Here is a 13235-nt window from a genome sequence, read left to right on the forward strand (position 1 = left end):
TCAAAAAATAGACATTTTTTATGTGGATTTTTACAATATCTTTAATCGAATAAGTCTATATTTTGTCTGAAATACTATAGTCTGCATTTTAGCAATGCTAAACTGTGCGCTCCTTTCTACGGCGATGGATCAGACGATGATTGAAACTTTATTACAAGCAATTTTGCAGCAAGTCGAACAACCCAAGAAAGATTTGGAACATAATATCCGTGCCCTGTTAAATGAAGCTGTGGCGAAAATGGATTTGGTGTCTAAAGAAGAAATAGAACGTCAGCGTACTGCCCTAAATAATGCCAATCATCGCCTGAATGATTTGCTCAAACAGGTGGAAGCATTAGAAGAGAAAATTTCGAACAAAAAATAAGCACAACTACAGTGCACAAAAGACACCAGAACGATAAAAATAACGCACCATATTGGAACAATAATAATGTCTTTTGCTAAAATTTATACGCGAGGCTTGCTGGGCCTGCATGCGCCTTTAATTGAAGTCGAAGTTCATGTCAGTTCGGGTATGCCTTCACTCACTATAGTGGGGCTTCCCGAAGCAGCGGTACGTGAAAGTAAAGACCGGGTACGCTCTGCCATTTTGAATAGCGGCTTTCAATTTCCGACCAAACGTCTGACCATTAATCTGGCGCCAGCAGATCTACCGAAAGATGGATCACGTCTGGATTTACCGATTGCATTAGGCATTTTAGTGGCTTCAGGCCAGCTGCCTGAAGATTGTACTGAGCATCTGGAGTTTATTGGCGAGTTGGCCCTCGATGGTCAATTACGTCCTGTCAGCGGCACCTTAAGTATTGCCATTGCCTGTCAAAGTGAACAGCATCAACTGATTTTGCCTGGCCCCAATGCACAGGAAGCCTGTCAGCTCCCAGACTTTAAAGTCTTTGCAGCCAATCATTTAAAAGAAGTGTGTGAACATCTTTCCCAAGCGCAGCGCTTACCGCAAATAGAAGCCAGTCCACTCAATACAGACCATTTTTATAAGTTTGATCTGGCGGATGTAAAAGGACAATTACGACCACGGCGTGGCTTGGAAATTGCTGCGGCAGGTGGTCATTCCCTGCTGTTTCGAGGCCCACCCGGAACAGGCAAGACCTTGCTGGCTTCTCGATTGGCCAGTATTTTGCCGCCCTTAAAGACGCAGGAAAATCTGGAAGTGGCCAGTATTTATTCGGTGGCGAATGCCAATCACCCTTTTGGACAACGGCCGTTTCGAGCACCACACCATACTGCTTCTGCGGTGGCATTGGTCGGTGGCGGCTCACACCCCAAGCCAGGAGAAATTACCCTGGCACATTTAGGGGTTTTATTTCTGGACGAACTGCCTGTTTCCCTAAATTAGAATTATCATCAAAATATAAAAAAGCTATTTTAATGAAAAACTTAATTACATATCTACACTTTTAATTGAATAAGATATGATCAAAAATAGCAATATGTAAAGATCAATTCGTTGAGGGTAAGAATGTTAAGTCTTAAATTTGATCATTACTCCTTGGAGCATGTCTTATCTGATGAGATAAAACAGATAATTGATCTTAGTTTAGGTACAACATATAAAAGAAAAACATATTACTTTTCAGACCTATTAGCTATTTTTATAGAAATTAAGTATAAAAAGCCTATTAAGGATTTTAACTTTAAGCCATTGAATAATGAAAATTTAGAAAATCACTATAAATCATTTATCTGTTTTATTTATAAAGAATTAGACACGAGTATTCGGGTTAAATACCTATATTCTTTTTTAGCCTATAAATTTTTCTCTAAACTAGCTGAATTGAAAAAACTTGAGCTTAGTAAAGTCAAAGTTAGCAATGATTCGATAAGTTCAGATGTACAAGATCTAATAAAATCCTATTTAGCATATGATCCTAACGAAAGACTCTTATTCTATTCAGGTTGGCCTATTAGAAGTAGTGACCAGGAAATCATCTATTTAAACTTAGCAAACTGCTACACACTTTATGGCGAAGAATTCACAAGAAAAATTCATAATGCCATGATTAATATAGGGTTGAGAAAAAATAAAGTCACTTTAGAAAGGGATGTAGGTAATTTAACATTATTATTAAATAGGCTAACTCTAGCATTCAAAAATTTAGAAGAATTAATGTATTACATGAATAGCCAAAATGCTTTCGAAACCATGTATAGGATATTAAATATATGTATTTTAGAAATTCAACAGAAAAGACTATCACATCAATCCTTTTTAAAAAGATGGAGTGCTGTTGTATGCTTATATAACGATCTAATTGAAGAAAAAATATTTCCTCCTACCTATTACCCAATACTAGCCCCAGTATTTAAAAAATCGAATCTTAGAGACTATACACACTTAAAAAATGAAGCAGAAGAAGTCTTTACTGACAAACTTATTACAAGAGTACCTATTTCTTATTCCACAAAAGAAGCTAAAGAAAAAATTTTCGAAGAAATTGTTAAAGATATTCAGCATGTTGTCTCTTGTTGTGAACAACATATTAAACAAATTATGGATATATATAAAAATTTTAATGAGTTTGCTGACAAAGGAAGAATTAAAAAACCAGAAGAAACAGTAGTTTTAAGAGGTAGAGGAAGTAAAAATCCTACATCAGTTGGACTAAATAATATAGAAAATGTTTGCGCTACTTATAGGGAATACCCTTTTACCTATCCTAATGTATCTCATTATCAGTCATTTTTAGGATTAATTAGAAAAACAAAATTGATAAGAAATTATATACCTGAAATTGATTTTAAAACAATTTATCCATTTTTAATTTTGTTGATTTATGAACATCCTGCAATAACAGAAGCATGGTTAACAGAATGGAAACTTTATGAAAATGGAGTCAGAACAGGATATGAAGAGATCAACGGGCAATGGTGTATTACATCTTATAAAAGCAGAAAAGGTTATAAAAATGCAAGGCAGACTATTATTTTAAATGAGAAATCAAAATATATAGTGGAATGCTTGATTAAAATAACCAAGATAGGGAGAGAGCACTTAAAACAAAACGATGATAAAAATTATGAATATATGCTTTTAACTTCTAGTAGTGTTTTTACTCCACCCTCACGAAGCAAAAAAATTCCAAATCCTACAACCAAACCCAATGGAGAGTATTATAAAGAAATATTTATCAAAAATTCTTATGACCAAGAAAATAATCTTATAAGAAATGAAATACAAGCAAAGAATATTTTAGACAATCTTTCATTGACCCGTTTTAGAGCATCGAATGCTGTAAAAATCTATATCGAAACTGCATCAATATATGCAATGAGCACTGCCTTGGGTCATGAATATTGCCAGCCTAGGCTAATAAAAAAATATCTTCCCCAACCCTTATGGAACTATTTTAGTAATAGGTGGATAAGAATTTTTCAAAATGCAATTGTATATGAAGCCATGAAAACAAGTGAGCATTTATATAAAGCGGTAGATTTTACACCAGAAGAATTAGATTTATTCCTGAAAAATCATAGCTTAGAAAGTATTCCACAATTTTTAGAAAAAGGAAAAATTCGACCATATAGTAAAAATAATATTGATAAAGAAAATACTATTGGTGTTTTTCCCCTCTCTGTTGGCTTACTCCAATGGTTAATAGCAATCATTAATTTCTTTGATAAAAAAGAAAATATAGTTGAGTTAAATACAATAATAAGTAAATGGCATCAAAGTGCACACTTCATAATTTCACAGTTAGAATTTGCTTTAAAAAACAGGAATCAAGCCTTATATATAGATGATGATGTTTTAGCCATTTATCAAGAGGCTAAGAAAAGCCCTCTGCCAGAAAGAACAGTATTTAAGGCAATAGAAGGAGTTAAGTAATGGATGCTAAAACACTTAATTTAATAGACAAAATTGAAAAAAATAAAAAAGATTTAACAAACTTAAACAATGAAGAAATTAATGTTTTAAAAAAAATCATATTGGATAAAGAGCAATATAATCACAAAGTCGAAAAAGCTATTGAAAAAGCATTATCTCCACTGATAAATGCTTATAAATTTAGCCATGAAAAGCCTTATTGGTTTTCAGAAGAGACAACCTATACTGATAATATTTGGATATTAAACCTAACAAAACAACCACAAGTAATTAATTTTGAGAAAATTATAATAAATGATGAATCAAAATTAATTGACCATAAAAATTTATTAAATTTTTTCAAAGACTGGATTATATATTGTGGTAACCCAAAATACTACAATGGCAATAATCCAAGCAAGGTAACAATCAATAGAGCCATAAGACAAGTATATATATTAATTGATAGCATAATATTAAATTCAGAAAAAATTAAGTTAAAACAAAGACAATTAAATGCATTAGATAAACCTTTTTTCATAGACATTTTAGTAAAATTAGGAAAATATGGATGTGAAGAAGGCATATATGAATACTCTAAAAGAGTACAAAACTTTCTTCTAGATAAAATTGAGCATATAGATCTAGTAGAATATAGGGATTTTTTAGAAAAGTATCCTTATTCAGAGCCAGAAAATCAAAATATACATTTAAATCTAGATGAAGATCAAATTAACAAGTGTCGATTTTGGTTATATAAAAATAATGCTTATAAAAAGCATCCTCATAGAAAGGGAATAAGTTTAAGAACAAATTACTTTGATTTTTTATATAAGAACTGTATTTCTATATATGAAATTAAATTTCCAATTATTGAAGAATTTAACCTTGTCGAAGATTGTTGTGATAGCAAGGAATATAAAGCAGTACCAGTAAGAAATGAGGAGTCTGAATCTTTAAGTTTTAAAGCTATGTCTTTTTACCTTAGCAAGATTGCACTAGCCTCACAAATAATAAATAAAAAAAATTATTTAACTAGCTGCAATATAGTATCAAATATAGGAGAAATTAATTTAAAGGATATTAACAATCAAGTTGAACTTACCCCTTTAGGAAGATTCGTAACATTGCCTTCTGATATAGTTTTTGTATCTATAAAGCATGCCTTTGAATTCCTTATTGAGTATATGGATGAAATCCTAACATCAATAGAAAGAGTTTTTATATATATTAAAAATCAAAAATTAATTCAAAAAAATGAAATTAAAAATATTAATATTAATTTATTTTTAACTACTAAATTACGAAATATTGGTGTACAGCAATGGAATATTAAGCCCGAGGCAGAAAATAGAATTAATAAAATCAGGAATAATGAAGGTCTTTTTAACTTATTTGATGTTCTAATTTCGAGCTTACAAGTTCTAATAGGAGCAACAATGGCTCGAAGACAAGCAGAAATCATTGAAATGAAAAATGAATATTGTTTACTACCTAAAAATTTAGATCCACTGGAGAATAATGACATTGATTTTGATATCTTATTTGAAAATAGAAAAAGTGGATTCTCTTTCGAAGATAGGTATAGAGAAATATTATCCAAACCAATTTTAAGATCAATAGCGGGTTTTATATACAAACTTCAAAAATTTAATAATTTTTTAATTAAAAATAATTTTTGTAGCAATGACACTTCCCTCTTAATAGGTATAAGTCCAAAAGATTTAAAAATTTCTAATTTAAATATAGCCAAATATAATAAAAATTTAGATCTTTTCTGTGATTATTTCTCTTCAAAAGTGATTGAGTATAAAAAGAACGACTTTAGAAGATTTTATATTAGACAACATCAATTAAGGCGATTTTTTGCAATGTTGTTTTTTTGGTCTAAAAGTTATGAAGGTTTAGATGCATTAAGGGACTTCTTAGGTCATACCGATACTGAACATTTATATCACTATATTACTGAAAATATTAATGGAGAAACTTTAGCTGGAATAAAAGCAAGATCAATTATAGAAGAATTTCAAAATATTGACAGGGAAAAGCATATAGAAAATATTGAAAAACTATTCCCTTTACTTTTAGAACATTATCAAGTAAGTGAGTTTTCTTTTCTATCAGAAGTAGAAACATTTGAACAATACAAACATATGGAATGTGTTTATTATTTAAAAGATGTAATTGATGCCGAGAATAAAATATCACAACTCATTGAAACTAATATAATTGACTTAAAGCCTGAGTTTTTTACAAAACTAACAGAGGATGGTAGAAAGATTAGAGATTTCAAACTAATTTTAACCATTACTGGTGAATAACATGTTTAATTCTGAAATTTTAAAAAAATCTTTTGAAAATGAAATTTCGCTATTAAAAGATATTATCGAAAATCCAAATAAATATAATAATGGACATTATAGAAATATCCTTAGGTCAAAAATCAATTTTGCAAAATTTGAAGATCAAAATTTAAATATAGTTTCTCTATCTATTAACACCCATGTAAATAAAGCTAACAAACTAATTAATGGAGGTTATTTAGAGTTAAATAATTATAGACTTAATGCGAAGAGATCAATTGAAAATATCAAAAAAAATAATAATTCTAGAAAAAATGAGCAAACAGTTATTTATAATCTGCAAGTTAAAAACTTACAACTTTCCGAATTAGTAATAATACTAATGTCTAAACTTCATGATTATGCTTACAAAAGTGGAAATTCTGAACTAATTGAAGATTTTAAAATCAAAAATAAAGAAATTGAAATCTTACTTGGTTACACCCAAGGAGATCCGCATGAATAACTCAATACAACTGATTGATAATTTTATACTTTTTAATTATTACTCTATAATTGATGAGGAGCTTAAGTTCTTTAAAAAAGGCTCTATTCCTATGATTTACTATCCTAATGGGATACCTTGTTTTGAGGCTAATTGCTACATGCTCGAACAAGTTAAATTAAGTAAATCGCAAAAGCATCGTGGAGGATCATTAAGAACATATGCTAACAATATATATCATTTAGTTAAATTCTGCTTCTATAATAAAAAGACTATACCTTCTTTCTCTAGCCTTAATGATAATCTATTTAAAGAATTTATTAATTCTTTAATTATTGAAGTTGATCCTAAAACCAATCAAAGAAAGCGGGAAAATAATCAAGTTATAAAGATTGGGAGAGAATGTATAAAATTCCTTTTTTTTATACAAAAAATATATAAACTCCAATACTTTATAGGTACAGATAGCTTTAATGCTATATATGTTTTTGAAAAAAAATCAAATTATGCTAATTTAAGAACTAAACATAAGAACAAGACTTATGACCACCTATCTTTTCCTTATAAAAGTCCCCTAAAGAGAAGATTTCCTATCTCCGATTCAAAAATAGAAACATTAAAAGAATTTATTGGAAATCATAATGATAAAGCATTAAGAATTCGTAACTTATGTTTAATTGAAACCTTAGAACAAACTGGAGCACGCAGATCAGAAGTACTACTATTAAAAGTCAGTGACGTAAAAAATGCTTTAAAAAGCACGGATATCTCACCAAGTCTTAAAATCTTTAATTTGAAGAAGCTATTTGATAATACTTATCGTTATATTCCTGTTCCTAGAATTTTTCTATTAAATTTAAATTCATATATAAGAAAATATAGAACATCTATAATAAAAAAATTAAATATAGAAGATCATGATTATGTTTTCATTAATCATAAAAATGGCAAGCCATTATCACCTGATACATTAACAACTTATATTAATTCCTGGAAAAAAAATTCAGGAGTTACTGGAGATGCTATGGCTCATATGTTTAGACATAGATTTATTACTGAGCAGCTAAAATGCATACTAAATGATTATTCTAATAAAAATCCAGAAGTCCTTAATGAACTACTAACTAATACTGAACTTCTTACTCTAGAACTATTAGAATGGACTGGACATTCATCTATTGAATCAGTTAAACCTTATGTTCATTTAGCCCTTTCAGACTTTATTCGTAAGCATAATATTTCTGACTTATTTACCAAAAAAGCTTCTATAAAGTTAATTATTGAAAAACTAAAAGCTTTAAGTAAAGAGTCTTCACAACCAGATATTTCGAATGAATTAAATTTAATTATTGAGTTAATTAAAATTTATGAAAATTTAAATGATTAAGCTAATTAATTTTATAGTATATTTACTCGATATTTAGTACCTCTAAGAGTTAAAAGTGATCAACTTAGCAGAAAGAAAAAAGCAGATTCAAGATCTTGTTAATAAATTTGATGGGCTTTGTTGCACAAAGATTTCATAACTATATGATTTTAAAAGTTTTGATTATTTTTTGATCTAAAATTAAATTTATTTAAATCAGATGCTTACATATTTATGCAACAAAGTCCAGCCAAATTGTAAACCTGAATATTTAGGAATCGACTGCGCTCGAACCAAACACTCTTGATCAGGTCGAAAATCCTGACAACTTTCGGACTGTTCTGGGCGTATTAAAAAAATGGAGTTGCCTTGTTGCTGCAAGCCCTTACACAGTTGCAATAAAGAATGTGCAACACCATTAATTTCTGGCGCCCACGTATCTGTCACAATGGCGATTTTTAGAGGGGGCCGGATTAGTGTTTGAATTGAATAGTTATGTTGAAATTTAGGATTGAGGTTCTGATTTTTGAAAGAAAATTTGAATAATTTATTCGATCGTTGTTCAAACTGCGTTGGATAATTGAGCAGATTCATTAAACACTCTTATATCGTTATATTTTATTCAATCTTAGAACACACATGTGAATATTTTATGACCACAATAAATTAATGAAAACCCGCTTATTAACATACTTATAAATAAAAAGTCCAAGAGTCACATATGAAATCTTGGACTAAAATAATGAATACTGCATATCCATTCTCTTTAAAAAATTATATCAACAGAAACCCTATCTTTATACACACCTGCAGGCACACCATTATAGGGATTATCTTGCAGTTGAACGGCAATTACATATTTCTGTCTTTCAGATGGTGCTTGTCTTAATTGAACCCCCCATAAATTTTGCCCAGCACCTTGCAAATTTAATTGGGTCCGCAACTTATAAGGCCCATTGGAAACATAGCTTGTTCCATTTGCATTGGTAAGGTTTTCGCTGTTAAAAACAATCGAATAACCTTGATCACAACGCACATTAAATGAAGTTGCAGCTTGACTATGCCTATAACTACTTAATCGCATATTTGAGTTTGAAAAACCATCAATTGCACATTGTTGTGTTGCTTGTGCTGATGTTGCCATCCACGCACTCAACACCAATATTATATATTTTTTCATAATTCACCTATTTACATAAAACATCCAAAATCTCGTGTTCCGGATCTTGGAATTGATTTTGCGAAACCACAACATCTGCTTGGCAAGTTTGACCTCCTTGTAAATTTACGAAAAATTTATATGCTGCTGCTTGGGTTGCATAGACATAAACCACTCCTTTACTGTCTACAAAATATGGTTCTTCAGTTTTATCGTTAACGACAACTTGAGCACCACGAATCAAAGGTTGCCTTTGCGCATCAATTAAACGAACTGCTATTCGCTTAGTTTGATAAATTGGGAAATTAACTTTATAGCCCCGCTGATCTAAACCAACTATTTTCTTCGAAGCATAATCAAAAGTTTCATCCATATTTAATTGGTTCTGATCAAAAGATAAGTCATATTGAATATATGGAATAATATTATGTACAAACATATATCCTTTCTGATTGGTCTTCCCAATCAAAGATGAAGAACGGTAAATATCTAAATCTGCATGATCACTTACATTTAACAAAGCAAATGAATTATTAACATATTTAGTTAAAGCAACCTGATTACCCAACCAAACCAATGCGCCATTAAAATTCACTTGACTTAATCGTCCATCACTATATTCATCATGCGAGAGCCTCAAATCACCAACATTTGTTTTCCACAGTCCGTATCCATTTAAATTAACCTCATTATCCATATGGTTAACACCCACGGTATAATCAAACCCTTCTTGACCAATTGTCGTTCGAGAATAGTTCAAACGGGTACTTTCATTTTGTGTATAATGATCCAAAGTTAGCCGACGTCGATCACCCCAATCATAGTTAAAGACAATATTAAATCCTGAATCGCTATCCCCACCAAAATCTTTAAAATATCCAAAAGCGACATCTAACTTCGGTGTCAATCTCTTACCTAAACTCAGATTAAGCACTTTACGATCATCAAGACTCACTTCATCATTGTTATAATAAGTCTGATCAATATAATTTAATCCTACACTATCCAAATAATTAAGATTTGTAAGAGTCAAATAAAATAGATTGGTCATTTTTTTATACGTTAGAGTATCCTCAAGATCTAAATACCTATATTCTTTTGAATATATTTGACTTTGCATACCCACAGACCACCAAGCAAAGTCACGACTTATTCCTAAAGAAGCTGCATAACCATTATTATCATCTGCGTTACTTCCTGATAATATCGTATCTAATAAAACATAATTCTTAATGGCTTGAGTCCACAATAAACTCACATTTTGGACTTTATCGCTATATAGCATATCCGTACCAAGCGTCGAGTAATTATTAATTCCGCTACGATATAAAAGCTTAGTAAAAAAATCTCGATAATCACTTTCCACTTCATCATATCCGTACCGAAGTTTACCTATAGAAATATTAAATTCATCCAACTTTGGCTTTAACAAACGGTTATTAATATATATAGGAAAATTTCGAACAGTCCGATTACCCAGAATATCTTCTACAACAATTTGTGCATTTCCTGATTTATTTAATAAACCACTGGTTGGTAGTGAATAATTTCCAGGTCCAACATTTTCTCGATACAGATTGACTCCATTCAAATATAAATCAACCGTTGAAGGTACTGCAGCACTCCCCTGTAATGTTGGGCTATTCCAGTACACAAAGTCTGGGCGTACGATATAATTGGTTCCAAAACTAAGCCCACCAAAGCGAAATGAATTATTTAAACTGTTTAAAGATGTCGTGTTATCTCCTAATGTCAAACGCCAAAATTTATCAGGGAATTCTAATTCAAATACACTTTCAACCCTGAGAAATTTACTCTCAGTATCAAGAGGATTATTTCTATAAATAAATGAATTTTTAAATAACCAATAATCTTTAAAAATACCAAGCTCTGCTAAGGTATTAAACTCTTCTTCAACCTCATCACGTGAGTACAACAAGCTATAATTTAAAAATCCACCAAAGCTTGCTTTACTCGGCGTGTTGTACACAAAATTATTGCTCGAATTGGCGAAGTACTCAGCGGGAATGGTAATATTTAAGCTCTGGAGTGATGGATCTTCAGTGAAGGTAATGGAAGGGCTTGCCAAACTACAAAAATCTTTTTTAACACTGTCCTTTTCTAACTTTTCAACCACAATTCCAATATTTGATAATGCTGTACATTCAATAAATTTTTTTCCTAAACGATCAAAAGCAACACTTTCCACTCCATAGTCCACACCATTGACCCAAATATTGACAATGGCTGTGTTGAGCTGCTGGTCTGACGTTGGTGTAAGCACTTCAGCACTTAAGCTCACTTGGCTTACAGTAACAACCATAAATAAAAAAAAATTTCTTTTTATCATAGCATCACCCTTTGATCATAAATTCTAAGTATTTCTCATCATCTTCTGTTTTAATTTTAATTTTAATTTCACCATTAGTTTTAAAACCTTCTAATGGTATTTCAATAGTATTACCACCAAGCACATATTGGCTTAGTGCCATTTTGGTCATCGTTATACCTTTAGCATCTATAACCTGTAACTCAGTCAACTTAACATGAGAGCTCCCCTTATTTTCAACATAGATTATTTGTGATACATCTGCCTTTTTCAAATTAACTGAAAGTTTAGGGTCTGCTTGAGGTCCCACAAATAAAGGCAATGAAAAGTTAAATAAAAAGTTAATCGCTGTGTTTTCAGCAACTGGCGTTACTTCTTTAAAGATGACTCGCCACGTACCTTCAGTTGCCAATACTGGTGGCTGAGTAAATCCAACACGCACCAACTGCTTTGACTCAGGCTTAAGTTCAAAAATTTTAGGGTTAAATAAGATCGATTCATCTTCGATCAATATATCTTCACCTTTATTATCTTGAGACCACTTAAAAGCTAAAACCTCAAAAAGTTTTGATGTCGATAAACCCGTGCTTTCCACAACTACAGTTGTACTTTTTTGTCTTGTAGGGTCTTTAAGATACATTTGAATGGGACTAAATTGAATTCCAGCATGTGCAGTCAACGTCCAAACTACCCCCAAAAGAATAAAAATCAATGATCGAAACATATATCCACCTCTTATTCTTTTATGAAGAAAGAAGTTGGAGATGTGTTAAAACACCTCCAACTATGAGTATGAAGTTATCTAGGTGTTAGAATTTGACTTCGACCTTATATGTACCTTTGTAGGTACCAGCATAAGTCGACATTGCATCTAAACCTGCTGATGAAGCCTGAACAGTATATTCATGCTCTGTACCATCCCAATTAATTACTGTAGGACTGCTATAAGGACCACCAGCACCGGTTGTCGTTACAGCTACAGGAACAGTGCGACTTCCATTAGCTAAAGTCGTTGGCGCTGTAATTGCCAAGAAATAATTTGCATTGGTGCGAACTTGGAACTTTGTTGAGTCTGTATAACTGTTGGTTTTATCCAAAGTTAGTAGTGATTCATCAATATCAAGATCGCAGTGTTTTTCTACTACCAAATCAATATCAATCTTACCCTTACAATCACCTGAAGAACTACAACCATGATTTCCAGAATGGTGCCCACCGCCTGGGTGCCCACCACCGCCTGGGTGCCCACCGCCTGGTTTACCACCAGCATATGCTGCTGTCCCTAAACTTAAAACTAATGCTGACATCGTTACTTTGATTAATTTATTCATAGCAATTACTCCATTCTCTTTTAGAGATTTATTAATATGCGCATCCAAGGTATTTATTAATAAAATCCAATTAATTTCACTTCCCCTAGGTGCTGACTCATTCTTATTCAAGTTGAGAAAAAAAGAACCTAATATCCCATATTCACATGAATTATCATGCAATATTATTTTTTGTAAAAATTAAAATTATGTAATTGTAATTTATTAAATATTTTTAATTTATTTATTTATTTTTATTTACTTTTCCTGTTTATCCCAAATTTTGGGGATTTTTTTCATATCCCTATTTTCAGGCATAACATATCTAATTGTTTTTATTAACCTTAAGTATCCATTAAAAAGTAAACATGTATTCTTTTCCGAATTGGTTTGATACTTTCTCCACCCATTGCTCTATTTTGTCAGCTGTCATGACTTGAAAATCTCGCCAATAATATTTCATC

At 31.3% G+C, this 13235-nt stretch carries 9 protein-coding genes and 3 pseudogenes; 6 read left to right on the forward strand and 6 right to left on the reverse strand.

Annotated elements, in window-relative coordinates; translation table 11 throughout:
* The first annotated feature begins 136 nt into the window (after positions 1-136).
* The 6 genes and pseudogenes from WFH18_RS02910 (at position 137) to WFH18_RS02935 (ending at position 7994) form a co-directional block, all read left to right on the forward strand.
* Complete coding sequence (locus tag WFH18_RS02910) at positions 137-364, forward strand: accessory factor UbiK family protein (protein WP_004281041.1); 228 nt, start codon at positions 137-139, stop codon at positions 362-364.
* A gap of 66 nt (positions 365-430) precedes the next feature.
* Positions 431-1336 (forward strand): annotated as a pseudogene (locus WFH18_RS02915) (YifB family Mg chelatase-like AAA ATPase); the annotation flags it as partial.
* 138 nt (positions 1337-1474) lie between these two features.
* Positions 1475-3841: a hypothetical protein gene (locus WFH18_RS02920; RefSeq protein WP_221260589.1), complete on the forward strand. Its 2367-nt coding sequence runs from the start codon at positions 1475-1477 to the stop codon at positions 3839-3841.
* Positions 3841-6141: a hypothetical protein gene (locus WFH18_RS02925; RefSeq protein ID WP_222110678.1), complete on the forward strand. Its 2301-nt coding sequence runs from the start codon at positions 3841-3843 to the stop codon at positions 6139-6141. Before WFH18_RS02920 ends, WFH18_RS02925 begins: the two co-directional genes overlap by 1 nt.
* Before the next feature lies 1 nt (position 6142).
* Complete coding sequence (locus WFH18_RS02930) at positions 6143-6628, forward strand: hypothetical protein (RefSeq protein ID WP_178904617.1); 486 nt, start codon at positions 6143-6145, stop codon at positions 6626-6628.
* Entirely contained in the window at positions 6621-7994 is a 1374-nt protein-coding gene (locus WFH18_RS02935; RefSeq protein WP_178904616.1) for a tyrosine-type recombinase/integrase, read from the forward strand. Before WFH18_RS02930 ends, WFH18_RS02935 begins: the two co-directional genes overlap by 8 nt.
* A 225-nt stretch (positions 7995-8219) precedes the next feature.
* On the opposite strand, the pseudogene WFH18_RS02940 reads toward WFH18_RS02935, so the two are convergent.
* The 6 genes and pseudogenes from WFH18_RS02940 to WFH18_RS02965 all read right to left on the reverse strand — a co-directional run.
* Positions 8220-8567: pseudogene (locus tag WFH18_RS02940) on the reverse strand (glycosyltransferase family 1 protein); the annotation flags it as partial.
* 172 nt (positions 8568-8739) lie between these two features.
* Complete coding sequence (locus WFH18_RS02945) at positions 8740-9153, reverse strand: hypothetical protein (RefSeq protein WP_336754580.1); 414 nt, start codon at positions 9151-9153, stop codon at positions 8740-8742.
* Between the two features lie 7 nt (positions 9154-9160).
* The gene (locus WFH18_RS02950) at positions 9161-11482 is read right to left on the reverse strand and encodes a fimbria/pilus outer membrane usher protein (RefSeq protein WP_222110677.1); all 2322 of its coding nucleotides are present in this window, start codon (positions 11480-11482) and stop codon (positions 9161-9163) included.
* A 4-nt stretch (positions 11483-11486) separates the two neighbouring features.
* Positions 11487-12185 carry a fimbrial biogenesis chaperone gene (locus WFH18_RS02955; protein ID WP_004278365.1) on the reverse strand — a complete coding sequence of 233 codons (699 nt, stop codon included), beginning with the start codon at positions 12183-12185 and terminating at the stop codon, positions 11487-11489.
* 85 nt (positions 12186-12270) lie between these two features.
* A complete protein-coding gene (locus WFH18_RS02960) occupies positions 12271-12903 on the reverse strand; it encodes a hypothetical protein (protein WP_336754581.1) in 633 nt (210 codons plus the stop codon).
* A gap of 223 nt (positions 12904-13126) precedes the next feature.
* A pseudogene (locus WFH18_RS02965) lies at positions 13127-13235 on the reverse strand (transposase); the annotation flags it as partial.

The sequence above is a fragment of the Acinetobacter sp. USHLN143 genome (assembly GCF_037145695.1).
In the GTDB taxonomy this organism is placed as follows: domain Bacteria; phylum Pseudomonadota; class Gammaproteobacteria; order Pseudomonadales; family Moraxellaceae; genus Acinetobacter; species Acinetobacter fasciculus.

Bases quoted from the DNA above. Each gene is read 5' to 3' on its own strand.
- WFH18_RS02910 (WP_004281041.1), top strand. From the start codon at position 137: ATGATTGAAACTTTATTACAAGCAATTTTGCAGCAAGTCGAACAACCC.
- WFH18_RS02920 (WP_221260589.1), top strand. From the start codon at position 1,475: ATGTTAAGTCTTAAATTTGATCATTACTCCTTGGAGCATGTCTTATCT.
- WFH18_RS02925 (WP_222110678.1), top strand. From the start codon at position 3,841: ATGGATGCTAAAACACTTAATTTAATAGACAAAATTGAAAAAAATAAA.
- WFH18_RS02930 (WP_178904617.1), top strand. From the start codon at position 6,143: ATGTTTAATTCTGAAATTTTAAAAAAATCTTTTGAAAATGAAATTTCG.
- WFH18_RS02935 (WP_178904616.1), top strand. From the start codon at position 6,621: ATGAATAACTCAATACAACTGATTGATAATTTTATACTTTTTAATTAT.
- WFH18_RS02945 (WP_336754580.1), bottom strand. From the start codon at position 9,153: ATGAAAAAATATATAATATTGGTGTTGAGTGCGTGGATGGCAACATCA.
- WFH18_RS02950 (WP_222110677.1), bottom strand. From the start codon at position 11,482: ATGATAAAAAGAAATTTTTTTTTATTTATGGTTGTTACTGTAAGCCAA.
- WFH18_RS02955 (WP_004278365.1), bottom strand. From the start codon at position 12,185: ATGTTTCGATCATTGATTTTTATTCTTTTGGGGGTAGTTTGGACGTTG.